Origin of the sequence: Streptomyces sp. NPDC012835 (assembly GCF_042900885.1) — a bacterium.
In the GTDB taxonomy this organism is placed as follows: domain Bacteria; phylum Actinomycetota; class Actinomycetes; order Streptomycetales; family Streptomycetaceae; genus Streptomyces.
In genome coordinates this window covers 389,682-411,297 of record NZ_JBIBBW010000004.1, presented here as the reverse complement: position 1 = coordinate 411,297, position 21,616 = coordinate 389,682, and the positions used below count along the sequence as shown (strand labels likewise).

Here is a 21,616-nt window from a genome sequence, read left to right as displayed (position 1 = left end):
CGTTCCGAGCCAGGAGGAGACCGGTATGGACGCCAATGCCCGTACGAGCGGAGCCGGCCCCGCCGACCCGGACGGAGTGCTGCACGGCGCCGTCGTCGCGGTGGCCGGAGCGGCGGGTCCGGCCGGGCGCGCCGCTCTGCTGAGGCTCGCCGAGGCCGGCGCGACCGTCGTCGGCGCGGACGCGGACGCCGAGCGGCTGGCCGAGGCGGTCGACGCCGCCCGCTACGCCCACGGCGGAGCCACCGTCATCGGTGACACCGTGGACCTGCTCGACCCCGCCGCCACCCGGGCCTGGGCCGACCGCACGGAGAAGGAGTTCGGCCGGATCGACGGCCTGGTCCACCTCGTCGGCGGCTGGCGCGGCGGCGCCACCTTCGCCGGGACCGACCTCGCGGACTGGGAGCTGCTGGAGAAGCTGCTGATCCGTACCGTCCAGAACACCTCGCTGGCCTTCCACGACGGACTGCTGCGCAGCGACCGGGGACGGTACGTCCTGATCAGCGCGGCGGGCGCGTCGAAGCCCACGGCGGGCAACGCCGCCTACGCGGCCGCCAAGGCCGCCGCCGAGGCGTGGACCCTCGCGCTCGGCGACGCGTTCCGCAAGGCGGGGGGCGAGGAGGGGCCCCGGGCCGCGGCTGCCATCCTGGTGATCAAGGCGCTGGTGCACGACGCGATGCGCGCCGAGCGACCGAACGCGAAGTTCGCGGGCTTCACGGACGTCCAGGACCTGGCCGAGGCCATCGTCGGCGTCTGGGACCGGCCCGCCCGGGAAGTGAATGGAAACCGCCTGTGGCTGACCCCAGGACCGTGAGGTCCCGTACGACGGACGCGCGCCGCCACCACGACCCGGAGGTGCGCGGCTTCGCCAGCGACAACTACGCCGGCGCCCACCCCGAGATCCTCGCGGCGCTGGCCGTGGCCAACGGCGGCCACCAGATCGCGTACGGCGAGGACGACTACACCGGCCATCTCCAGCGGATCATGCACAGCCATTTCGGGCAGTCGGCGGAGGCGTTCCCGGTCTTCAACGGCACCGGCGCCAATGTGGTCGCGCTCCAGGCGCTCACCGACCGCTGGGGCGCGGTCATCTGCGCGGAGTCCGCACACATCAACGTCGACGAGGGCGGCGCGCCCGAGCGGGTCGCCGGACTCAAGCTGCTGACCGTGCCGACGCCCGACGGCAAGCTCACCCCCGAGCTGATCGACCGGCAGGCGTACGGCTGGGACGACGAGCACCGCGCCATGCCCCAGGCCGTGTCGATCACCCAGAACACCGAGCTGGGCACGGTCTACACGCCCGACGAGATCCGCGCCATCTGCGAGCACGCCCATGGCCTCGGCATGAAGGTCCACCTCGACGGCGCCCGGATAGCCAACGCGGCCGCGTCGCTGGACGTGCCGATGCGCGCCTTCACCAACACCGTGGGAGTGGACGTCCTCTCCTACGGGGGGACGAAGAACGGGATGCTCTTCGGCGAGGCCGTGGTCGTCCTCAACCCGGACGCCGTCCGCGCGATGCCGCATCTGCGCAAGCTCTCCATGCAGCTGGCGTCCAAGATGCGCTTCGTCTCGGTCCAGTTGGAGGCGCTGCTCGCCGGCGACCTGTGGCTGCGCAACGCCCGGCACGCCAACGCGATGGCCCAGCGGCTCGCGGCGGGCGTGGGCGCGGTGGACGGGGTGGAGATCCTCCACCGGGTCCAGGCCAACGCGGTCTTCGCCCGGCTGCCGCACGAGGTGAGCGTGCGCCTCCAGGAACGCTTCCGGTTCTACTTCTGGGACGAGAAGGCCGGTGACGTCCGCTGGATGTGCGCCTTCGACACGACCGAGGACGACGTCGACGCCTTCGTCCAGGCACTGAAGGAAGAGATGGCCGCATAAGCCGGACCGTCTCGCGACGCATGGGTATGCACTCAACCGTAAGAGTATTGCTTTTCGGTTGAGTGCATATCTATGCTCGACGTCATGCGCCTGATCCAGCAGAATCCCGATCTCTCCCCCTATCTCGGCGCTGACGCTGCCATCGATCATGACCATCCACAGGTACGGGCAACCGCCGCACGCCTCCGCGGGACCGGTCTCGACGCATACTCATACGCCAAGGCGGCCTTCGAATTCGTCCGCGACCACATCCCGCACTCCCACGACGCGGACGACCCCCGGGTCACCTGGCGCGCCTCGGACGTCCTCGCTCTGCGCACCGGCATCTGCTACGCGAAATCCCACGCCCTGGCCGCGCTGCTGCGCGCCGAGTCCATCCCGGCGGCCCTCTGCTACCAGCGGCTCACCGACGACGACGGCCGGGACCCGGTCGTCCACGGGCTGGTCGCCGTCCGGCTCCCCGGCGGAGCGCGGTGGTTCCGGCAGGATCCGCGCGGCAACAAGCCCGGCGTCGACGCCCGGTTCTCCCTGGCGGAGGAGCGGCTGGCCTGGACCGTACGCCCGGAGTGCGGCGAGGTGGACTACCCGCTGCTCCACGCGGCGCCCCACCCGGCCGTGCTCGACGCACTGAAGGCGGCCCCCGACCGGGCCCGCCTCTGGCGGACGCTGCCCACGGAGCTCGCCGCGACGGGCTGACGCGGTGGTGGGGGAGACGGTCCGACGGCCGAGGCGGGCCCGGCCCGGCCCCCGGACGCGTACAGGTGCGCGGAGAGACGTTTCAGCCGTCCTCCGCGCACCCGTCCCGTCAGCTCCTGTCGGCCTCGCGCGCCTCGGTCGCCGTCGGCGCCGTACCGCCGAGGTGGGCCGGGACCCACCAGGTGTCGCTCGCGTCCCTGGGCCGCACCGGATACGCGCGCTGCGCCGCCTCCAGCAGCTCCTGCACCCGGTCGCGCAGCCGCCGGGTGATCGCGCCCGCGTACTGGTCGGCGGGTGCCTCCACCTGCTCGCCGACCCGGATCGTCACCGGGATGTGGCTGCGCTTGAAGTTCCGGGGCCGGCCCTTGGTCCACACCCGCTGGGTGCCCCAGAGCGCGACGGGGATCAGCGGGACGCCCGCCTCCTGCGCCATGCGGGCCGCGCCCGACTTGAAGCTCTTGAGCGTGAAGGACTGCGAGATGGTGGCCTCGGGGAAGACCCCGACGATCTCGCCCGCCCGCAGCGAGTCCAGCGCGTGCGCGTAGGCCGTCTCGCCCTGCTTGCGGTCCACCGGGATGTGCTTCATGCCGCGCATCAGCGGGCCCGAGATCTTGTGCCGGAAGACCTGGTCCTTCGCCATGAAGCGCACCAGACGCTTCTGCGGCAGGGCGGCGAGTCCGGCGAAGATGAAGTCCAGATAGCTGATGTGGTTGCTGACGAGCACGGCACCGCCGGTACGCGGGATGTGCTCCGAACCCTGCGTGTCGATCTTCAGGTCCAGCGCCTTGAACATCGTGCGTGCGGCGCCGATGACCGGCCGATAGACGAGCTCTGCCATCTGGGGAGGACCCTTCTGTTCCGGGGAGGTTCTCCCGGCGGAAGTTACGCAGCCGTAGGTTTTCGGCATTCCGCCGATCGTGCCCCATACGCGGCCCCGTGGCCAGTCCTGGTCTGTGTGCGGGGCGAGATTCTCGTCACTCCGCCCCCGAGTCCGGAATATTCGGCGGTGACGTGATCGCTCCCACCACGACAGAACGACGGCGGGAGCGACGGGCGGCACGGGCCCCGAAGCCGCGCCGGAACCCGGAGGCTGACGGTGCCAGATGAGGACGCGAAGCGGCTGGGGTCGTACGGTCGGATCGGGACGGACCGGGGAGCGGCGCCCGACCCCGCGAGCCCGGTGAGCCCGGCGAGACCCGTACGAGAGGCTCTGGGCGCGGACGAGCTGGGCGCGGAACTGGGGGAGCGGGCCACGCTCGTCCAGTTCTCCTCCGCGTTCTGCCGTCCCTGCGCGGCGACCAGACGCGTCCTCGGCGAGGTGGCCGCGATGGTCGACGGTGTCTCCCATGTGGAACTGGACGCCGAGGAGCGGCTCGAACTCGTCAGGGAACTCGGCATCGCCGCCACCCCGACCACCCTCGTCCTCGACGCCGCCGGCCGCATCGTCCGCTCCGCCACCGGGCAGCCGCGCAAGGCGGATGTGATCGCCGCGCTGGGGGAAGCGGTGTGACGGGCCGTCCCGAGCCCCGCGCGGGGAACGCGCCCGACCCGCCCGCCGGCCGCCGGCACCCTGACGGGACGGCGGCGGGGCCCCGGCCGCTTCCGGCGGGCCCCGGCGGGCCGGGCCCCGGCGTGCGCACCCGCTGTCCGGGCGTCCGAGCGCCCACGGCCCCCGTTCGCCCCTCTCGCGGAAGGACCCCCTCCATGACGACCTCAGCCGATCCGTCCACCGCCCGGCCGGGCTCTCCCGCGCTGCTCCGCTCCGTCTTCCGGCACCACGCGGCGGGCGTCGCGGTGATCACGGCACGGGGCGAGCGGCCGGTCGGCTTCACCGCCACCTCGCTCAGCTCCGTGGCCGCCGAACCGCCGCTGCTCACCTTCGGCGTGGGCGTCACGTCGTCCAGCTGGCCGGTCCTGGCCGGGGCCACGCACGTGGGCGTGCACATACTCGGCGAGCACCAGGCCGAGCTGGCCGCCACCTTCGCGCGCCCGGGCGCCGACCGGTTCGCCCCGCCCACCGGCTGGCGGGACGGGCCCGAGGGCGTTCCGGTGCTCGACGGCGTGGTCGCCTGGCTGGTCTGCCGGGTGGTCGCCCGCGTCCCGGCCGCCGACCACCGTCTGGTCGTCGCCCAGGCCGTCACCGGCGAGTCCGCCGGCGCGGGCCGTCCCCTCCTCTACCACCAGGGGCGCTTCAACGCGCTGCGGGACTGAGAGTTCCCGCGACGCGCTCTCCTGCCGCGTTGGGTAGGTCACAGTTCCAAGCGCTTGCTCAGCGGGCATGCTCTGGATGTACTGGTGAGTAATATTTACTGCGGTGTGCCGGTCTCCCCGACCGGAAACCGCCCGACAAGGCGCCTATGCTGCGTGCAACAAGGCAGCCCGGAAATGACGATGCAGTAGGAGAGCCGGCGTGAGCTTGAGGATCGTTGTCTGTGTGAAGTACGTGCCCGACGCCACCGGCGACCGGCACTTCGCCGATGACCTGACGGTCGACCGTGACGATGTCGACGGTCTGCTGTCGGAGTTGGACGAGTACGCGGTCGAGCAGGCGCTCCAGATCGCCGACGAGGCGGACGACGCGGAGATCACCGTGCTGACCGTCGGCCCCGAGGACGCCAAGGACGCGCTGCGCAAGGCGCTGTCGATGGGCGCGGACAAGGCCGTTCACGTCGAGGACGACGATCTGCACGGCACGGACGTCATCGGCACCTCGCTGGTCCTCGCCAAGGCCATCGAGAAGACCGGCTACGACCTGGTCGTCTGCGGCATGGCCTCCACCGACGGTGTCATGGGTGTGCTGCCCGCGATCCTCGCCGAGCGGCTCGGGGTTCCGCAGGTCACGCTGCTGTCCGAGGTCTCGGTCGACGGCACGGTGGTCAAGGGCCGCCGTGACGGCGACACCGCGAGCGAGGAGCTGGAGGCGTCCCTGCCGGCCGTCGTCTCGGTGACCGACCAGTCGGGCGAGGCCCGTTACCCCTCCTTCAAGGGGATCATGGCCGCCAAGAAGAAGCCGGTGGAGTCGCTGGACCTGGAGGAGCTGGAGATCGACGCCGACGAGGTCGGTCTCGCGGGCGCCTGGACCGCCGTCGACTCGGCCACCGAGCGTCCGGCCCGTACGGCGGGCACGATCGTCAAGGACGAGGGCGAGGGCGGCAAGCAGCTGGCCGGGTTCCTCGTGGAGCAGAAGTTCATCTGAGCCCAGGCCGCTCACCCGCCCGCCCCGATACCTCGTACGCGCAGGAGATCCCACCCATGGCTGAAGTTCTCGTCTTTGTCGACCACGTGGACGGTGCCGTCCGCAAGCCCACCCTGGAGCTGCTGACCCTCGCCCGCCGGATCGGTGAGCCCGTCGCGCTCGCCGTGGGCGCGGGCGCGGAGGCCACCGCGCCGGTGCTCGCCGAGCACGGTGCGGTGAAGGTCCTCACCGCCGATGCCGCCGAGTTCGCCGACTACCTCGTCGTACCGAAGGTCGACGCGCTCCAGGCCGCCTACGAGGCGCTCTCGCCGGCCGCCGTCCTGCTGCCGTCCTCCGCGGAGGCCAAGGAGATCGCGGCCCGGCTCGCGGTCCGTATCGGCTCCGGGATCATCACGGACGCCACCGATCTGGAAGCCGGAGACGGCGGACCGGTGGCCACACAGGCGGTGTTCGCCGCCGCGTTCACCACCAAGTCCCGTGTCTCCAAGGGCACTCCGGTCATCACCGTCAAGCCCAACTCCGCCCCGGTCGAAGCCGCGCCCGCCGCGGGCACGGTGGAGACGCTGACCGTCACCTTCGGTGAGAAGTCGACCGGCACGAAGGTCGTCTCGCGCACCCCGCGCGAATCCACGGGACGCCCGGAGCTGACCGAGGCCGCGATCGTGGTCTCCGGTGGCCGCGGGGTCAACGGCGCGGAGAACTTCGCGGTCATCGAGGCGCTGGCCGACTCCCTCGGCGCGGCCGTCGGCGCCTCGCGCGCCGCCGTGGACGCCGGCTGGTACCCGCACGCCAGCCAGGTCGGCCAGACCGGCAAGAGCGTCTCCCCGCAGCTGTACATCGCCTCGGGCATCTCCGGCGCGATCCAGCACCGCGCGGGAATGCAGACCTCGAAGACGATCGTGGCGATCAACAAGGACGCCGAGGCGCCGATCTTCGACCTGGTCGACTACGGCATCGTCGGCGACCTCTTCGAGGTCGTCCCGCAGCTCACCGAAGAGGTCAAGGCCCGCAAGGGCTGAACCGGCCCTTTCGGCACACTCCCGGGGCCGCGCGGTGGACGCCACCGCGCGGCCCCGCGCCGTTCCCGACGCGCCCCGGCCGCCATTGACGCGGCCGGGCTCCGCCGCTTGACTTCCGCCAACGGATCACCGATTCCGTCAGACGGAAACAAGAAGGGTGCCGGAATGGGGCAGCACGAGAAGATCGCGACCAGCCTCCCGGTGGGGGTCGCCGAGGCCGTCGGCGCCTCCCTCGCGGGCGTCGACGCCGAGCTGGCCCGCCGCTACCCGGGCGACCCCGGCACCCGGCAGCCCGTCCACACCGTCTACGTACCCGCCGACGCCTTCGACGCCGGCACCGTACGCACCTGGGGCGACGAGGCGCTCGCCGCCCTCGACGAACACGCCCCGGACGCGGCCTGTCTGGCCCGGGTGCTCGGCCTCTCCGACGAGCTGGCGGAACCGGTGTACGAGCGGGTACGGGCCAAGCTGACCCGCGAGCCCGTCGAGGATCTGCGCGTCGACTTCGAGGACGGCTACGGCCCCCGCCCGGACGACGAGGAGGACGAGGCCGCCGCCCGCACCGCCCGGCTGGTCCACGAGGCGTACGCGAACGGCACGGCGGCCCCGTACACGGGCATCCGGACGAAGTGCCTGGAGGCGGCCGTCCGCGACCGCTCCATCCGTACCCTCGACATCTTCCTCAGCGGACTCGTGGCGGCCGGCGGACTGCCCGGCGGCCTCGTCCTCACCCTGCCCAAGGTCAGCTACGCCGAGCAGGTCGCGGCGATGGCGCGACTGGCCGGGGAGTTCGAGAAGGCGCACGGCCTGGAGGCGGGCCGGATCGGCTTCGAGATCCAGATCGAGACGAGCCAGTCCATCCTGGCCGCCGACGGCACCGCCACCGTGGCCCGGATGATCGACGCGGCGGACGGGAGGGCCACCGGGCTGCACTACGGCACGTTCGACTACAGCGCCTGTGTCGGCGTCAGCGCCGCCTATCAGTCGAGCGACCACCCCGCCGCCGACCACGCGAAGGCCGTCATGCAGGTCGCCGCCGCCGGGACGGGCGTACGCGTCAGCGACGGCTCCACCAATGTCCTCCCCATCGGCCCGGCCTCCCAGGTCCACGAGGCGTGGCGGCTGCACTACGGCCTGACGCGGCGTGCTCTCGCCCGCGCCTACTACCAGGGCTGGGACATGCACCCGGCCCATCTGCCGACCCGCTACGCCGCCGTCTACGCGTTCTACCGGGAGGGTCTCGAACCGGCGGCGGCGCGGCTGGCCGCCTATGTCGCCCGGACCGGCGGCGCCGTCATGGACGAGCCCGCCACCGCCAAGGCGCTCAGCGGGCATCTGCTGCGCGGCCTCGACTGCGGCGCCCTGGACGACGAGGAGGTCGCCCGGCTGGCCGGGCTGAGCCGCGCGGAGCTGGAGGGCTTCCGCGATCCGGGCCGCGCGGGCTGACGGTCCGTCCGGCGACGCCGGTCGGGCCGCGGAACCCGCGCGGGCAGGTGGACGTGCCGCTCACGCCGAACCCCGGTAGGGGTTTCAGCCGTCCGCCGGCGGCGGGATCTCGCCGGAGCCCCGGGCGACCAGCCGCGTCGGCACCACGACCCGGGCCGGGTCGTCCGCCCCGCCGTCCAGCCGGTGGAAGAGGCGTTCGGCCGCCGTACGCCCCAGGGTGGCCGCGTCCTGCGCGATGACGGTGAGGCCGGGGTCCAGCAGATCCGCCAGCTCGATGTCGTCGAAACCGACCAGCGCGACCGGGCGGTGATGCTCCGCCAGGACCCGGACCACCGTCACCGTCACCCGGTTGTTGCCGGTGAGGATCGCCGTGACCGGCTCGGGCAGGGCGAGCATCGCGCGAACGGCCTCGCGCACCCGGCCCGGCGCGGTCGTACCGAGCGAGACCCACTCGTCGTCGATCACCAGACCGGCGTCCGCCATCGCCGTCCGGTAGCCGCGCAGCCGCTCGCTCGCGGTGTGGATGCCGGGCTGGTCCCCGAGGAAGCCGATCCTGCGGTGGCCGTGCGCGATCAGATGGGCGGCGCCCGAGCGGGCACCGCCGAAACTGTCGGAGAGCACCGCGTCCGCGTCGATCCGGCCGGCCGGCCGGTCCACGAAGACCGTCGCCACCCCGGCCCTGATCTCCGGCTCCAGATAGCGGTGGTCGTGCCCGGCCGGGATCACGATGAGCCCGTCCACCCGGCGCGCGCAGAGCGCGAGCACCAACTCCTGCTCGCGCTCCGGGTCCTCGGCGCTCGACCCGTTGATGAGCAGCGCGCCGTGCGCGCGGGCCACCTCCTCGACGGCGCGATTCAGCGGACCGTAGAAAGGGTCCGCGAGATCCTCCAGGACCAGTCCGATGCTCGACGTACGGCCCTTGCGCAGCACCCGTGCCGAATCGTTGCGGCGGAAGCCCAGCGCTTCTATCGCCTCCTGCACCCGGCGTTCGGTGTCGGCGGTGACACCCGCCTCTCCATTGACCACGCGGGAGACCGTTTTGAGCCCGACTCCGGCGCGCGCGGCCACGTCCTTCATGGTGGGCCGGTTGCCGTAGCGGCTCTCGGGGCGGTGGGCGGTATCGGCCACAGTGCGCTGTCCTGTCGTTTCTCGGCGGTTCTTCCGTCAGGTCCGTGCGCCGCGGGTCTCGTCCGGGGCGGTGCCGTCGAGCATAGGGCCTGGACAACGTTGTCAAGTGAATGGAGACTGGGGAACGAAGCCATATTCCGTACATCCCCCCTCTCCGGGGGATACCTCGTCGCCGGGAGATCCCAGACCGATGCATACCGAATCCGTCGCCGCACTCGACATCGGCGGTACCAAGATCGCCGGTGCGCTGGTGGACGGCCGCGGCCGGATCCTCGTACGGGCCCAGCGGCCCACTCCCGCGCGGGAGGACGGCGAGACGGTGATGCGCGCCGTCGAGGAGGTCCTCGCCGAGGTGTCCGCCTCGCCGCTCTGGCCGTCCGTCACGGCCGTCGGTATCGGCAGCGCCGGTCCCGTGGACGCCTCCGCCGGTACGGTCAGCCCGGTCAACGTCCCCGGCTGGCGCGGGTTCCCGCTGGTGGACCGGGTGCGGGCGGCCGTCGGCGGGCTGCCGGTGACGCTCGTCGGCGACGGTGTCGCCATCACGGCGGCGGAGCACTGGCAGGGCGCGGCCGGCGGCTATGACGACGCGCTGTGCATGGTGGTCTCCACGGGTGTCGGCGGCGGGCTCGTCCTGAACGGCCGGCTCCACCCGGGCCCCACCGGCAACTCCGGTCACATCGGGCACATCAGTGTCGAGCTGGACGGCGATCTCTGCCCGTGCGGCGGCCGTGGCTGTGTCGAGCGCATCGCGAGCGGCCCCAACATCGCCCGCAGGGCGCTGGAACGCGGCTGGGAGCCCGGCCCCGACGGCGACCGCTCGGCGGCCGCCGTGGCCGCCGCCGCCCGCGCCGGGCATCCGGTGGCGATCGCCTCCTTCGACCGGGCGGCCCAGGCGCTGGCCGCCGCCATCGCCGCGACGGCCACGCTGGTCGAGATCCGGATCGCGGTCATCGGCGGCGGGGTCGCGGGCGCGGGCGAGGTGCTCTTCGCGCCGCTCCGCCGGTCCCTGCGCGACTACGCGACGCTCTCCTTCGTCCAGCGGCTGGAGGTCGTCCCGGCGCGTATGGGCACGGACGCGGGCCTGGTGGGCGCGGCGGCCGCCGCTCTGCTGGGGAGCCGGGACGGGACGAGCCCCGCGGTGGTGGGCGGCTGATCACAGCCGTACGGGCGGCGCCCGACCGGGGTCAGCGCGGGGTCTGGCAGGCCATGCGCTGACTGCCCCGGAACTTCACGCACAGCTCGGTTCCCGTGCCGGTGTCCCCGGTCGGCCAGGTGTGGGTCAGGGCCCTGTCCGAGCGGGTGGCCGTCGCCGTGTCGACGAGCTGTCCGCCCCGGTGGAGCGAGACCTCGCGGGAGGCGAGATCCGCGGGCGGGTTGGTCCAGATCGCGGTGACCGCGTTCCGTCCGCCCTGTCCCACCAGCCGGATACAGATCTGCGGCCCCGAGAAGTGGTGCGTGCAGGCGCTGCTGTCGGCCACCGCGGGCGCGGCGGACAGCGGGACGGCGAGGCACGCCAGGACGAGGGCCAGGGCGGACCGCCGGGGCGTGGCCGGATTTCTGCGCATGATCGGGACTCTCCGGTCGTATGGAACTCTTCGGGGGCCGGCGGCGCGACGGTGCGCGCACCGCCGGCCGCGGCGCCGGGGGGCGACGGCTAAGCGGGGGAGTCGGTCGCCTGCTGCGGCACGACCACCAGGAACACGTCGGAGTCGAGGTCCATCACCACCTCCGCCGGTGTCCCCTCGTCCCGCCGCGCCCGCGCGAACTCCTCGGCGGGCCAGCTGCCACGCGGTCCGCCCGCGGGAAACCTCTCCAGCACCGTTCGGCGCATTGTGAACCCCCTCGCCACATCTGCCCGTTCAACGACGTGCGCGGGGTTTGTGTTACGGCCCGGCACCTACATCGATCCGTACAGTGGACCGCTCTCCGGCCACCGAACGACATCGAACCGGCCACAGCTTGCCCACGGTCGCACGGCCGGGCAGGCTCTCCGGACCCGGCGGGTGTTTCCGTGGCAGGGTGTTGCGGGCAGTCCTCTGGGAGCTATGACAGAGGGGGAACCGTGATCGTCTGGCTCAACGGCGCGTTCGGAGCGGGCAAGACGAGTACCGCGCGCGAACTGGTCGACCTGCTCCCGAACTGCACTCTGTACGACCCCGAGCTGACCGGCGCGGGACTGGAACAACTCGTGCCGCAGAAGCGGCTCGCCGAGGTGAGCGACTTCCAGGACCTGCCGATCTGGCGCCGGCTGGTGGTCGACACGGCGGCGGCGCTGCTCGCCGAGGTCGGCGGCGTGCTCGTCGTCCCGATGACGCTGCTGCGCCAGGAGTACCGCGACGAGATCTTCGGCGGGCTCGCCGCCCGCCGCATCCCGGTGCGGCATGTTTTGCTGGCAACGGATGAAACGATACTGCTCAAGCGTATCGCGGGCCGGGCCGCCCACGGTGACGACCACGAGGCGAACGAGCGCAACCGGCAGTGGTGCTACGGGCACATCGAGCCCTACCGCGCCGCGCTCGACTGGCTCACCGCGGACGCCCACAAGATCGACAACACCTGCCTCACGGCCCGTCAGACAGCCGTGTCCCTCGCGGCGGCCGTACAGACCGGCGCGGCCGCCGTCTGCGAGATCGTCCAGACGCCGGAGCCGACGGGCGAGACCGTCGCTGCGGGCGTGCTCCTCTTCGACGAGCGGGACAGGGTGCTGCTGGTCGACCCCACGTACAAGCCGGGCTGGGAGTTCCCCGGCGGCGTGGTGGAGCGGGGCGAGGCGCCCGCCCGCGCCGGGATACGGGAGGTCGCCGAGGAGATAGGGATCGAACTCACCGAGGTGCCGGGGCTGCTGGTGGTCGACTGGGAGGCGCCGCGGCCCCCGGGCTACGGAGGGCTGCGGCTGCTGTTCGACGGCGGGGTGCTGCCCGCCGGGGACGCGGGCCGACTGCTGCTGCCCGGGCCGGAGCTGCGCGGCTGGCGCTTCGTGGACGAGGCGGAGGCGGCCGTGCTGCTGCCCCCGGCCCGCTACGCGCGCCTGCGCTGGGCGCTGCGGGCCAGGGAGCGCGGGGTGGTGCTCAACCTGGAGGACGGCGTCCCGGTCGGCTGACGCCCCCGTCGGGCGCGGCGTGCGGACGGGTACGGACACGGACGCGGACAGCGGGGCGAGGACGGGGCGGGGAGAGCGTGTGCCCCGGGCCCGGCACCGGCGGGCGCAGCCGGTGCGGGACGCCCGGCCCGGCACCGGGGGAGCCCCGGCACCGGGCGGACCGTCCCGCGTGCCGTCAGGCCCGCTTGGAGCGCGCGTAGTTGGCCAGGAAGTGGGCCTCCGCCACGGAGAGCCGCTCCAGCTCCTCGGGCGACACGCTCTCGTTCACCGCGTGGATCTGCGCCTCCGGCTCGCTCAGCCCGATCAGCAGGATCTCGGCCGCCGGGTACAGCTCGGCCAGCGTGTTGCAGAGCGGGATGGAACCGCCCATACCGGAGGTCTGCATCTCCTGGCCCGGGTACGCCACCCGCATCGCGTCGGCCATCGCCGTGTACGCCGGGCTGGAGGTGTCCGCGCGGAACGCCTGGCCCCGGCCGATCTGTTCCACCGCGACCCGGGCGCCCCACGGCGTGTGCTTCTCGATGTGCGCGGTGAGCAGCTCGGCCGCCTCGGTGGCGTCCTGGCCCGGCGGCACCCGCAGGCTCACCGTCGCCCGCGCGCTCGCCTGCACGGACGGTGTGGCGCCCACGACCGGCGGGCAGTCGATGCCCAGGACGGTCACGGCGGGGCGGGCCCAGACCCGGTCGGCGACCGAGCCGTGCCCGATCAGCCCGACACCGTCGAGCACCCTCGCGTCCTTGCGGAAGTCGCTCTCCGGGTAGTCGAGTCCGTCCCAGTCGCCTTCGGCGGCCAGCCCGTCCACCGTGGTGGAGCCGTCCTCGGCGCGCAGCGAGTCGAGGATCCGGATGAGGGCGGCGAGGGCGTCGGGCGCCGCCCCGCCGAACTGGCCCGAGTGCAGGTTGCCTTCGAGCGTGTCGACGGAGACCCTGACCATGGCCATTCCGCGCAGTGTCGCCGTGACCGTGGGCAGCCCGGTCCGGAAGTTGCCCGTGTCGCCGATCACCACGGCGTCGGCGGTCAGCAGCTCGGGGTGCGCCTCGGCGTAGCGCTCCAGGCCGCCGGTGCCCTGCTCCTCGGAGCCTTCGGCGATCACCTTGACGCTCACCGGCACCCCGCCGTTCGCCTTGAGGGCGCGCAGGGCCAGCAGATGCATCAGGAAGCCGCCCTTGCAGTCGGCCGCGCCGCGTCCGTACCAGCGCCCCCCGCGCTCCGTCAGCTCGAACGGCGGGCTCAGCCAGGCGTCCTCGTCCAGTGGCGGCTGCACGTCGTAGTGGGCGTACAGCAGCACCGTCGGCGCGCCCTCGGGGCCCGCCAGCAGCCCGTACACGGACTGTGTGCCGTCCGGGGTGTCGAGGACGGCGACATCCTCGAACCCCTCGGCCCGCAGCGCGTCCGCCACCCAGCCGGCGGCGGCCTCGCACTCGCTCCTGGGGGCCACCGCGACGTCCGCCACCGAACGGAAGGCGACCAGTTCCGCGAGCTCCGTACGGGCGCGGGGCATCAGGGAAGCTACGGTCTCGGCGATCGGATTCGCGGTCATGGGCACGCTCCAGGTGGGTACGACGTTGTTTCAGTCAGGTGTACGTCGAAGGCAGTGTCGATCCTCCCACAGTGGGTGTGCGGCGTCGGCGCCGTAGGATGCCGTTCGACAGCAGGGGCCACCGGTCGGATCAGGAGCAGAAGCACATCGTGAGCAGCGAGAACGCAGACGCCGGAAGTGTGCACGACGAGCCGGTGTGGGATGTCGTCGTGGTCGGCGCAGGGCCGGCGGGAGCCTCCGCGGCATACGCGGCGGCGGTCGCGGGCCGTCAGGTGCTGCTGCTGGAGAAAGCCGAGTTGCCCCGCTACAAAACGTGCGGGGGAGGAATCATCGGCCCTTCGCGGGACTCGCTGCCCCCGGGCTTCGAGCTGCCGCTGAAGGAGCGGGTGCACGCGGTGACCTTCTCGCTGAACGGGAAGCTCGCCCGCACCCGCCGCTCCAAACGCATGCTCTTCGGGCTCATCAACCGCCCGGAGTTCGACGCGAGTCTGGTGGAGCACGCCCAGAAGGCCGGGGCGGTGCTCAGGACCGGCGCGGCCGTCTCCCGCGTCGAGCAGCACGGTCCTGCCGTGCCCGACCGCCGGACGGTCGCCGTCGTCCTCTCGGACGGCGAGACGGTGCTGGCGCGGTCCGTGGTCGGCGCGGACGGCAGCGCCAGCCGGATAGGCGGCCACGTCGGAGTCAAGATGGAACAGGTCGATCTCGGCCTGGAGATGGAGATCCCCGTCCCGGCGACGGTCGCGGAGGACTGGGCCGGGCGCGTGCTCATCGACTGGGGCCCGCTGCCGGGCAGTTACGGCTGGGTGTTCCCCAAGGGCGACACCCTCACGGTCGGGGTGATCTCGGCGCGCGGCGAGGGTTCGGCGACCAAGCGCTATCTGGAGGACTTCGTCGCGCGGCTCGGGCTGGCAGGGTTCGAGCCCTCGGTGTCGTCCGGGCATCTGACCCGGTGCCGCAGCGAGGACTCGCCGCTGTCGCGCGGCCGGGTGCTGGTGTGCGGGGACGCGGCGGGACTGCTGGAGCCGTGGACCAGGGAGGGGATCTCCTTCGCCCTGCGCTCCGGCCGGCTCGCGGGGGAGTGGGCGGTCCGGATCTCGGAGTCGCACGACGCCGTGGACGCCCGCCGCCAGGCGCTGAACTACGCGTTCGCCGTCAAGGCGGGGCTCGGTGTGGAGATGGGCGTCGGACGGCGGATGCTCTCGATCTTCGCGCGCCGTCCCGGGGTCGTGCACGCGGCGATCACGGGTCTGCGGCCCGCCTGGAACGCCTTCGCGGACATCACCCGCGGTTCGACCACGCTGGCCGGCATCGTGCGGACCCACCCGGTGGCCCGGCGCGCGCTGGACGTGCTGGACCGCAGGCACGCGGCGGCGAAGGACGGCGGCGCCGGTTCGCCCGCCGAGCCCGCCGGCGCGGCCGCCGAGGCCGGCGGTGTTCCGGAGCCGGGCGCCCGGGACTGAGCGGGTCTCCGGACCGGCTCGCGGCAACGGCCCGCGGGCACCGATGTGCAGGACCGGTTCTGCGGGGCCGGTCCTGCCGGCCACGCGTCCCGCCGGGCCGGCGCTCGTGGGTGGGCCGGCGGCGGGCCCGTGGAAGGCGTTTCCGCCGGCCGTACTGGGCCGGTGGCGACGACCCGGAACCCACGGGGCCGGCCTGGCGGCCGTCCCTCTTCCTGGCCTTCCGCGTCCTCGTGGGACCACCTTCACGGCGCGCGTCCAGCCCGACCGGGTGCCGCTGGATGTGGACGCGGGGCTGCCGCTCCTCGCGGGACCCGCCCTGCTGGTGCTGCGTCACCGCCACCGCGCGGTCTGCGTCTTCGCCGTCCAGGCCACCGTGCCGGCCTACGTCGCCCCGGGCTGTCCGTACGGGCCGGTCGTCCGGGTACGCCGCGAGCGGTGGGCCCGGGAAGCCGCCGAACGGGCGGCGGCCAGGAAGCGGCGGGAGGGTGAGGAACGGATGCGCGTCGCCCGGGGTCACCCGCCGGCTCATCGCCGAGTTCGCATCCCGTTCCGAGGAGTCGGTCGCCTGCGGGACCGGGCGATCTCACGGACCGGGAGCGCGAGGGGATGGCCCTCGTCGGAATCGGCCGGTCCGACGTCGAGATCGCCCGCCGACTGGTCGTCAGTCCTCTCGCGGCCAAGACGCACGTCAGCCGGACGATGGTGAGGCTCGGCGTCCGCGACAGGCCCAACTGGTCGTGCCGGCCTACGAGTCGGGTCCGGTGAGGCCGGGCTTACCGCCGCGGCCCCGGAAGCGCCACAGCACCTGGACGACCCGCGCCACGAAGACGAGCCCCGCGACGGCGGCGCCGCCGGGCAGCAGCGCCGGGGGCAGATCGAGCCAGTACGTGGGAAGCGCGACGGCGGCGAACACCAGTCCCGCCGCGAGCACTCCGGTCGCCAGCGCGAAGCCGATCTCGATCGTGACCGCGTCCCGCTCGGCGTCGCTCCGTGTCCCCACGCGGATGAGTCTGGCCGAGGCGACGGCCCGGGGCAAGCCGCGGGTACGGCATGACGACGGCCGAGGCGTCCCGCCGGAGCCGGACGCGTGCGGGCAACCGGCGCGGGGTGACGACGCCGAGCGCCCCGGGTGCCGGGGAGGTCCGTACGGGCCGCACGTCGTCCACCCGTTCGGTAGCCGGTAGCCGGTGCCCGTGGCAGCCGGGGTGTCGCTTGGCCCGCCCGGCCGCGCCCGTGGGCGGGCAGACGCCTACGCGCTCACCGGCCGCGCCGACGTCTTGCGTGCCGCGTACCCGATGGCCGCTGCCGCCGCCGCCAGCAGGGCCACCGTCGTCAGCGCGAGCGGCAGGGTGAACCAGTCGCTGAGGAAGCCGATCGCCGGCGGGCCCAGCAGCATCCCGCCGTACCCCAGCGTGGACGCCGCGGCGACACCGCCGGGTCCGGCCAGCGCGCCCGCCCGTCCGATGGCGACGGGAAAGATGTTGGCGAGGCCGAGACCGGCCACGGCGAAGCCCGCCAGCGCGGCCCACGTGGACGGCGCGAGCGCGCCGAGCAGCATGCCGAGCGCGGCCGCGACCCCGCCCCCGACCAGTGCGTGGGTCTGGCCGAACCGTTCCATCAGGGCCGTACCCGACAGCCGGCCCACCGTCATGGCGAGGGCGAACAGCGCATATCCGGCGGCGGCGACCCCGGGGGAGGCGCCGAGGTCCTGGGTCAGATGGAGGGCGCTCCAGTCGGCCATCGCTCCCTCCCCGTAAGCCGTGCACAGCGCGATCATCCCGAAGAGGAGCACGAGCCGCCCGGTGCGCCGGTCCGGCCGCCGGCGCCCGGCGGCCGTCCTCCGTGCCTCGCGGTCCGGTCCGGGCGGGGCGTTGCGCAGCAGCGGCGGCCCGGCGAGCGCGGTCACCAGCAGGCCGACGCCGGTCAGCAGGGAGAGGTGGACGGCGGGGGAGAGTTCGCCCGCGACCAGGCCGCCCAACCCCGCGCCGATCATGCCCCCGAGGCTGAACGCGGCGTGGAAGCTGGAGATCACCGGGCGCCGCAGCGCGGCGACGAGATCGACGGCGCCGCTGTTCATCGAGACGTTCAAGGCTCCGTAACCGGCGCCAAAGGCGAGCAGAACCAGGCCGAGAGTGAGGGCGGAGTGCGTCTGCGGCGGCAGGGTGATGCTCAACGAGAGCAGCACGGCGCAGACCACGGTCACCGGATGGCTGCCGAAGCGCCGGCAGAGCCGGCCGGTCAGCGTCATGGTCACCACCGCACCGGCGGACACCCCGAGCAGGGCGAGCCCCAGATCGCTCGCGGAGGCCCCGGTCTGCTGCTTGATGGCCGGGATGCGGACCACCCAGCCGGCGAACAGGAAGCCGTCGAGTGCGAAGAAGACGGTGAGGGCGGCACGCGACCGGGACAGCGCGGAGGGCGGGGACGTCCGGGACCCGCGCAACGGCGGGAAGGGGAAGGGGCGCCGAGGCGGTCGGGGCTGTGCGCCATGGGGCCCGGAGCGCCCTCCCCGCACGGCGGACCTTATTTTGTTCAGATTGGGCACAAAGTGAGGATAGGTGCCTCGTCCCCTCCGTACAAGGCGACCGTACGAGGCGCCCTCGACGCGTGGGGATCATGGGAGACTCGCCTCCATGGACGGCAAGGGGACCACCACCCGGGCAAGGCTGGAGAGAGGCCGCGGCGCGCTCGGCCCGGCACTGGAACTGGTTCACACGGGCCGCGCGCCCACCCGCGCCGTGCTCACCGCGGAGCTGGGGGTGACCCGGGCCACGGCCGGCGCCGTCGCCGCCGAACTGGAGGCGCTCGGCCTGATCCTGGTGGACTCCAGGCCCGGCGCGGCCGCCGGATCCCAGGGGCGGCCCTCGCACCGGCTGTCCGTGGACGAGAGCGGTCCCGTCGCGCTCGCCGCCCAGGTGCACGCGGACGGATTCCGGGTCGCGCTGGTCGGGCTCGGCGGCCGTATCGTCGCCACCGCGCCCACGCGCGGTACGGTCACGGCCGACCCCGCGCAGGTGCTCGGCGAGGTCGTGGAGGCGGGCGCCGCGCTGCTGCGCGCGGGCGGGCACCGCTGCGTGGGCGCCGGTCTCGCCGTACCGTCGGCGGTCGCGGAACCGGAGGGCACCGCCCTCAACCCCCTGCATATCGCCTGGCCCGCCGGGGCCCCGGTGCGGGAGATCTTCGCCGAGAAGGTGCGTGCGGCGGACATCGACGGCCCCGCGTTCACCGGCAACGACGTCAACCTCACCGCTCTCGCCGAACACCGGCACGGCGCGGGCCGGGGCGCCCAGCATCTGCTCTGCGTCGCCACGGGGCACCGCGGGGTGGGCGGGGCCCTCGTCCTCGACGGCCGTCTGCACAGCGGCAGTTCGGGTCTCGCCCTGGAGGTCGGCCATCTCAGGGTCAACCCGGAGGGGCGTCCCTGCTACTGCGGCGGCAAGGGCTGCCTCGATGTCGAGGCGGACCCGCTCGCCTTCCTCACGGCGGCGGGCCGCGCGCCGGGTCCGGAGGTCTCGCTGCTCCAGCAGTCGCGCGATCTGCTCCGTACGGAGTACGCGGACCCTTCCGTGCGGGGAGCCGCAGAGGAGCTGATCGACCGGCTGGGGCTCGGGCTCGCCGGGCTGGTCAATATCCTCAACCCCGACCGGATCATCCTCGGCGGACTGCACCAGGAGTTGCTCGACGCCGATCCCCAGCGGCTGCGCGCCGTCGTCGCCGACCGCAGCCTGTGGGGCCGCAGCGGCGGCGTGCCGATCCTGCCGTGCACGCTCGCCCACAACAGCCTTGTCGGCGCGGCCGAGTTGGCATGGCAACCGGTACTGGACGACCCGCTGGGCGCGCTCGCCCGCTAGTGGCCCGGGTCCGGCACCGGGCCCGGGTCCAGCACCGGCCCCGGTCCGGAACCCCGTCCGGACTCCGGCGGCCCGGCGCGGGTTCGACCCCCGCGGACAGCCGCGCGGTCATGTGTCCGCAGCCGCCGTGGGCAGGGGCGGCGCCCCTGGTGCTTCCCCGGGCCGTGGTTCCTTCTGTTCCCGCTGATGTGGGGGGCCGTCTTCCTCGGTGCTCGGCCGCCGTTTCGCCGCGGGCGAGGTCGACGAGGACGAGTGCCGGCGGCGGCTGTCCGTGCCGGACGGGCGGTTCGGCCGGACGGACAGGCTCGGGGCCGTATGAACGCGCGGGACCGGTGAGCGCGCGCTGCCCCGGTGGTCGTGCCGCGCCGGGCGGAGGGGCCGGTGCGGTCCGGTGGAGCCCGGGTCAGCCGACCATGGTGGACCGGGCCGTGCGGCGCCCGTGCTCGTGGACCGCCGCGCCGAACACCGCGCCGGGAAACGGGCCGTCGGTCGTCGCGCCGTACACCGCGCGCAGCGGCAGGGCGAGGGCGGAGGGCGGCGCGGGCAGGGTGAACCAGATGCTCTTTCCCGTGTCGCCCCGGCGCCTGATGCCCCAGCTCTCGCTGACGGCGGCGATCAGCGCGAGACCTCGGCCGCCGGTGTCGAAGAGGCCCGCGTGGTTGACGGCGGGCAGCCGCGGATCGTGATCGCTGACGGAGACGGTGAGCCGATCGAGCAGCAGCTCGATGTCGACGGTGCAGATCTTGTCCGGCTCGGCGTGCCGGTGCACGTTGGTGAGCAGCTCGGTGACGCCGAGTGCCACGCGGTCGATCAGCGGATCGAGACGCCAGTAGCGCAATTGCGCCGAGGTGATTCTGCGGACCTGTCCGATCCGCGACGGCAGGGCTTGCAGCTCCACCGTGCAGTGCCTGCTGGGAAGGCTTATCACGGCTGCGACTCCCCGAATGAGGTCCGGAAGAAGACGAAGATCGGATCCGAAGCGACGCGCTGCTGATCCCGCCCGGCGCGGCCGAAGCCTCACGTCACCGCCGGTTAACCCTGAGTGATATGAGTCCAGCGTGACTCAGGGGTCGTGACTTCGCAACTCGCGGACGCGGGACCGGCCGACCCCGCGCCGACGCGGCTGCCCGCTCGCGGGTCGGTGCGGTCGGCCGCGGGGTCAGTGCGGTTGGCGCAGCCCGGCCACGAGCACCTCGGCCAGTCGGCGCGCGTCGTACCGGGGGTCGCTGTCCGCGCCGATGCAGAGGTTCCCGACGCCGCGCATCAGTTCCAGGGCGTTCAGGTCGGAGCGGATCTCGCCCGAGGCCACCGCCGCGTCGAGCAGTTCGGAGCAGACGGGCACGAGACGGTCGAGGAAATAGGCGTGCAGGGTCTCGAAGCCGCTGTCGCCGGACCGCAGCACGGCGGCGAGTCCATGCTTGGTCACCAGGAAATCGACGAAGAGGTTGATCCATCGCCCCAGCGCCGCGTGCGGGCTCGCGCAGGTCGCCAGCAGGTCGGGTCCGGCCTCGGCGCACGCCTCGACCTGATGCCGGTAGACGGCGATGATCAGGTCCGCACGCGTCGGGAAGTGACGGTAGATCGTGCCCGTCCCGACACCGGCCCTGGCGGCGATGTCGCGCACCGGCGCCTCCACGCCCGACGTCACGAAGATCGCGGCGGCCGCGTCGAGCAGGGTCTCCTCGTTGCGCCGGGCATCCGCCCGCTTGGGCCGGGCCGATCGCCCCGCGTCCCCGTCCCCGTCGCTGTCGCGCACCGCGCAGTCCTCTCCGCTACCGAGCCCGTCCGGCGGAGCAGAGTTCCGGCGGATTGGCGGAACGATGTTCCGATTGCCCATGATGCCAGAGCGGAGAGGGCGGCACCCAAACGGGCGGGTGCCGTGCCGTGCCGGGCGGGGCGAGCCGCGCCCGGCGGGCGTACAGCGTTATTTCTCGGTCAGGGCCTGGCTGTGACTCGCTCTGCTCACGGTCTCCATGAAGCGTCTGACCAGTGCCGTCGCGTCCGGTCTCAGGCCGCGCTGCCCCATGGTCAGCCGGTAGCGGATGCCGTTGACCGTGGCGATGGTGCTGCCGCTGCCCGCGAACCACGGCCGCGCGGCTCTCACGGCCCGCAGGGGAGCGCTGTCGATCACCCGGCCGTAACTGGTCAGCAGCGCCAGCCTGCCGTCCTGGATCAGCACCTGACCGGCCGTGGTGAGTGAGCGGGGCCACCGCTCGATCAGGACTCCACGCGCGTTGAACTCCGGTTCGGCCATGGCTTCTCAGCCCCCTCCATGCCATTTCCTGCGAATCCCGGTAAATCC

At 73.3% G+C, this 21,616-nt stretch carries 22 protein-coding genes and 1 pseudogene; 13 read left to right on the top strand and 10 right to left on the bottom strand.

The genetic code is table 11. The annotated features are described in order from the left end of the window. Positions 1 to 25 precede the first annotated feature (25 nt). The 3 genes from ACFY6S_RS19980 to ACFY6S_RS19970 all read left to right on the top strand — a co-directional run bounded on the left by ACFY6S_RS19980 (position 26) and on the right by ACFY6S_RS19970 (position 2,574). Positions 26 to 811: an SDR family NAD(P)-dependent oxidoreductase gene (locus ACFY6S_RS19980; protein ID WP_388819344.1), complete on the top strand. Its 786-nt coding sequence runs from the start codon at positions 26 to 28 to the stop codon at positions 809 to 811. Continuing rightward, a complete protein-coding gene (locus ACFY6S_RS19975; protein WP_388819341.1) occupies positions 790 to 1,878 on the top strand; it encodes a threonine aldolase family protein in 1,089 nt (362 codons plus the stop codon). Before ACFY6S_RS19980 ends, ACFY6S_RS19975 begins: the two co-directional genes overlap by 22 nt. Positions 1,879 to 1,962: 84 nt before the next feature. After that, a complete protein-coding gene (locus tag ACFY6S_RS19970; RefSeq protein WP_388819338.1) occupies positions 1,963 to 2,574 on the top strand; it encodes a transglutaminase family protein in 612 nt (203 codons plus the stop codon). A 109-nt stretch (positions 2,575 to 2,683) separates the two neighbouring features. Here ACFY6S_RS19970 and ACFY6S_RS19965 read toward each other — a convergent pair whose 3' ends face one another. After that, positions 2,684 to 3,412 carry a lysophospholipid acyltransferase family protein gene (locus ACFY6S_RS19965; protein WP_388819335.1) on the bottom strand — a complete coding sequence of 243 codons (729 nt, stop codon included), beginning with the start codon at positions 3,410 to 3,412 and terminating at the stop codon, positions 2,684 to 2,686. 342 nt (positions 3,413 to 3,754) lie between these two features. Between ACFY6S_RS19965 and ACFY6S_RS19960 the strand changes: the two genes are divergently transcribed. The 5 genes from ACFY6S_RS19960 (at position 3,755) to ACFY6S_RS19940 (ending at position 8,235) form a co-directional block, all read left to right on the top strand. Next, on the top strand, positions 3,755 to 4,084 hold the full coding sequence (locus ACFY6S_RS19960) for a TlpA family protein disulfide reductase (RefSeq protein ID WP_388819839.1): 330 nt from the start codon (positions 3,755 to 3,757) through the stop codon (positions 4,082 to 4,084). 194 nt (positions 4,085 to 4,278) lie between these two features. Next, positions 4,279 to 4,785, top strand: a complete 507-nt coding sequence (locus ACFY6S_RS19955; protein WP_388819333.1) for a flavin reductase family protein — start codon at positions 4,279 to 4,281, stop codon at positions 4,783 to 4,785. Positions 4,786 to 4,984: 199 nt separating this feature from the next. Further along, entirely contained in the window at positions 4,985 to 5,770 is a 786-nt protein-coding gene (locus ACFY6S_RS19950; RefSeq protein WP_388819330.1) for an electron transfer flavoprotein subunit beta/FixA family protein, read from the top strand. A gap of 56 nt (positions 5,771 to 5,826) precedes the next feature. Continuing rightward, entirely contained in the window at positions 5,827 to 6,789 is a 963-nt protein-coding gene (locus ACFY6S_RS19945) for an electron transfer flavoprotein subunit alpha/FixB family protein (protein WP_388819327.1), read from the top strand. A 165-nt stretch (positions 6,790 to 6,954) separates the two neighbouring features. Continuing rightward, positions 6,955 to 8,235: a DUF6986 family protein gene (locus tag ACFY6S_RS19940; RefSeq protein ID WP_388819324.1), complete on the top strand. Its 1,281-nt coding sequence runs from the start codon at positions 6,955 to 6,957 to the stop codon at positions 8,233 to 8,235. 84 nt (positions 8,236 to 8,319) lie between these two features. Here ACFY6S_RS19940 and ACFY6S_RS19935 read toward each other — a convergent pair whose 3' ends face one another. Beyond that, positions 8,320 to 9,363 (bottom strand): LacI family DNA-binding transcriptional regulator, encoded by a 1,044-nt coding sequence (locus ACFY6S_RS19935; RefSeq protein WP_388819321.1) that lies wholly within the window; start codon positions 9,361 to 9,363, stop codon positions 8,320 to 8,322. A 190-nt stretch (positions 9,364 to 9,553) separates the two neighbouring features. Here ACFY6S_RS19935 and ACFY6S_RS19930 point away from each other — a divergent pair, with 190 nt between their 5' ends. Then, positions 9,554 to 10,516, top strand: a complete 963-nt coding sequence (locus ACFY6S_RS19930) for an ROK family protein (protein WP_388819318.1) — start codon at positions 9,554 to 9,556, stop codon at positions 10,514 to 10,516. A 31-nt stretch (positions 10,517 to 10,547) separates the two neighbouring features. Here ACFY6S_RS19930 and ACFY6S_RS19925 read toward each other — a convergent pair whose 3' ends face one another. Both ACFY6S_RS19925 and ACFY6S_RS19920 read right to left on the bottom strand, forming a co-directional pair. After that, positions 10,548 to 10,928 (bottom strand): hypothetical protein, encoded by a 381-nt coding sequence (locus ACFY6S_RS19925; protein WP_388819315.1) that lies wholly within the window; start codon positions 10,926 to 10,928, stop codon positions 10,548 to 10,550. 89 nt (positions 10,929 to 11,017) lie between these two features. Further along, positions 11,018 to 11,194: a hypothetical protein gene (locus ACFY6S_RS19920; protein WP_388819312.1), complete on the bottom strand. Its 177-nt coding sequence runs from the start codon at positions 11,192 to 11,194 to the stop codon at positions 11,018 to 11,020. A 231-nt stretch (positions 11,195 to 11,425) separates the two neighbouring features. Between ACFY6S_RS19920 and ACFY6S_RS19915 the strand changes: the two genes are divergently transcribed. Then, entirely contained in the window at positions 11,426 to 12,463 is a 1,038-nt protein-coding gene (locus ACFY6S_RS19915) for an NUDIX domain-containing protein (RefSeq protein ID WP_388819309.1), read from the top strand. Between the two features lie 175 nt (positions 12,464 to 12,638). On the opposite strand, the gene ACFY6S_RS19910 is transcribed toward ACFY6S_RS19915, so the two are convergent. Then, positions 12,639 to 14,003 (bottom strand): dipeptidase, encoded by a 1,365-nt coding sequence (locus tag ACFY6S_RS19910; RefSeq protein WP_388819306.1) that lies wholly within the window; start codon positions 14,001 to 14,003, stop codon positions 12,639 to 12,641. Positions 14,004 to 14,152: 149 nt separating this feature from the next. On the opposite strand from ACFY6S_RS19910, the gene ACFY6S_RS19905 reads away from it, so the two are divergent. Together ACFY6S_RS19905 and ACFY6S_RS19900 are read left to right on the top strand one after the other, a co-directional pair. Further along, positions 14,153 to 15,463, top strand: coding sequence for a geranylgeranyl reductase family protein (locus tag ACFY6S_RS19905; protein WP_388819304.1), 1,311 nt, complete (start codon positions 14,153 to 14,155; stop codon positions 15,461 to 15,463). A 500-nt stretch (positions 15,464 to 15,963) separates the two neighbouring features. Beyond that, a pseudogene (locus ACFY6S_RS19900) lies at positions 15,964 to 16,236 on the top strand (response regulator transcription factor); the annotation flags it as partial. Here ACFY6S_RS19900 and ACFY6S_RS19895 read toward each other — a convergent pair. Continuing rightward, complete coding sequence (locus tag ACFY6S_RS19895) at positions 16,209 to 16,463, bottom strand: DUF6332 family protein (protein ID WP_388819301.1); 255 nt, start codon at positions 16,461 to 16,463, stop codon at positions 16,209 to 16,211. The pseudogene ACFY6S_RS19900 and the gene ACFY6S_RS19895 sit on opposite strands and share 28 nt — an antisense overlap. Positions 16,464 to 16,712: 249 nt before the next feature. Then, positions 16,713 to 18,008 carry an MFS transporter gene (locus ACFY6S_RS19890; RefSeq protein WP_388819298.1) on the bottom strand — a complete coding sequence of 432 codons (1,296 nt, stop codon included), beginning with the start codon at positions 18,006 to 18,008 and terminating at the stop codon, positions 16,713 to 16,715. An 88-nt stretch (positions 18,009 to 18,096) separates the two neighbouring features. Between ACFY6S_RS19890 and ACFY6S_RS19885 the strand changes: the two genes are divergently transcribed. Next, positions 18,097 to 19,314, top strand: a complete 1,218-nt coding sequence (locus tag ACFY6S_RS19885) for an ROK family protein (RefSeq protein WP_388819295.1) — start codon at positions 18,097 to 18,099, stop codon at positions 19,312 to 19,314. A gap of 403 nt (positions 19,315 to 19,717) precedes the next feature. Here ACFY6S_RS19885 and ACFY6S_RS19880 read toward each other — a convergent pair whose 3' ends face one another. The 3 genes from ACFY6S_RS19880 to ACFY6S_RS19870 all read right to left on the bottom strand — a co-directional run bounded on the left by ACFY6S_RS19880 (position 19,718) and on the right by ACFY6S_RS19870 (position 21,568). Beyond that, positions 19,718 to 20,242 carry an ATP-binding protein gene (locus ACFY6S_RS19880; protein ID WP_388819293.1) on the bottom strand — a complete coding sequence of 175 codons (525 nt, stop codon included), beginning with the start codon at positions 20,240 to 20,242 and terminating at the stop codon, positions 19,718 to 19,720. A 231-nt stretch (positions 20,243 to 20,473) separates the two neighbouring features. Further along, the gene (locus ACFY6S_RS19875) at positions 20,474 to 21,070 is read right to left on the bottom strand and encodes a TetR/AcrR family transcriptional regulator (protein ID WP_388819290.1); all 597 of its coding nucleotides are present in this window, start codon (positions 21,068 to 21,070) and stop codon (positions 20,474 to 20,476) included. A gap of 168 nt (positions 21,071 to 21,238) precedes the next feature. Next, the gene (locus ACFY6S_RS19870) at positions 21,239 to 21,568 is read right to left on the bottom strand and encodes a hypothetical protein (protein WP_388819287.1); all 330 of its coding nucleotides are present in this window, start codon (positions 21,566 to 21,568) and stop codon (positions 21,239 to 21,241) included. Between the last annotated feature and the right edge of the window lie 48 nt (positions 21,569 to 21,616).

Bases quoted from the DNA above. Each gene is read 5' to 3' on its own strand.
- ACFY6S_RS19980 (WP_388819344.1), top strand. From the start codon at position 26: ATGGACGCCAATGCCCGTACGAGCGGAGCCGGCCCCGCCGACCCGGAC.
- ACFY6S_RS19970 (WP_388819338.1), top strand. From the start codon at position 1,963: ATGCGCCTGATCCAGCAGAATCCCGATCTCTCCCCCTATCTCGGCGCT.
- ACFY6S_RS19965 (WP_388819335.1), bottom strand. From the start codon at position 3,412: ATGGCAGAGCTCGTCTATCGGCCGGTCATCGGCGCCGCACGCACGATG.
- ACFY6S_RS19955 (WP_388819333.1), top strand. From the start codon at position 4,279: ATGACGACCTCAGCCGATCCGTCCACCGCCCGGCCGGGCTCTCCCGCG.
- ACFY6S_RS19945 (WP_388819327.1), top strand. From the start codon at position 5,827: ATGGCTGAAGTTCTCGTCTTTGTCGACCACGTGGACGGTGCCGTCCGC.
- ACFY6S_RS19940 (WP_388819324.1), top strand. From the start codon at position 6,955: ATGGGGCAGCACGAGAAGATCGCGACCAGCCTCCCGGTGGGGGTCGCC.
- ACFY6S_RS19930 (WP_388819318.1), top strand. From the start codon at position 9,554: ATGCATACCGAATCCGTCGCCGCACTCGACATCGGCGGTACCAAGATC.
- ACFY6S_RS19925 (WP_388819315.1), bottom strand. From the start codon at position 10,928: ATGCGCAGAAATCCGGCCACGCCCCGGCGGTCCGCCCTGGCCCTCGTC.
- ACFY6S_RS19920 (WP_388819312.1), bottom strand. From the start codon at position 11,194: ATGCGCCGAACGGTGCTGGAGAGGTTTCCCGCGGGCGGACCGCGTGGC.
- ACFY6S_RS19910 (WP_388819306.1), bottom strand. From the start codon at position 14,003: ATGACCGCGAATCCGATCGCCGAGACCGTAGCTTCCCTGATGCCCCGC.
- ACFY6S_RS19885 (WP_388819295.1), top strand. From the start codon at position 18,097: ATGGACGGCAAGGGGACCACCACCCGGGCAAGGCTGGAGAGAGGCCGC.
- ACFY6S_RS19870 (WP_388819287.1), bottom strand. From the start codon at position 21,568: ATGGCCGAACCGGAGTTCAACGCGCGTGGAGTCCTGATCGAGCGGTGG.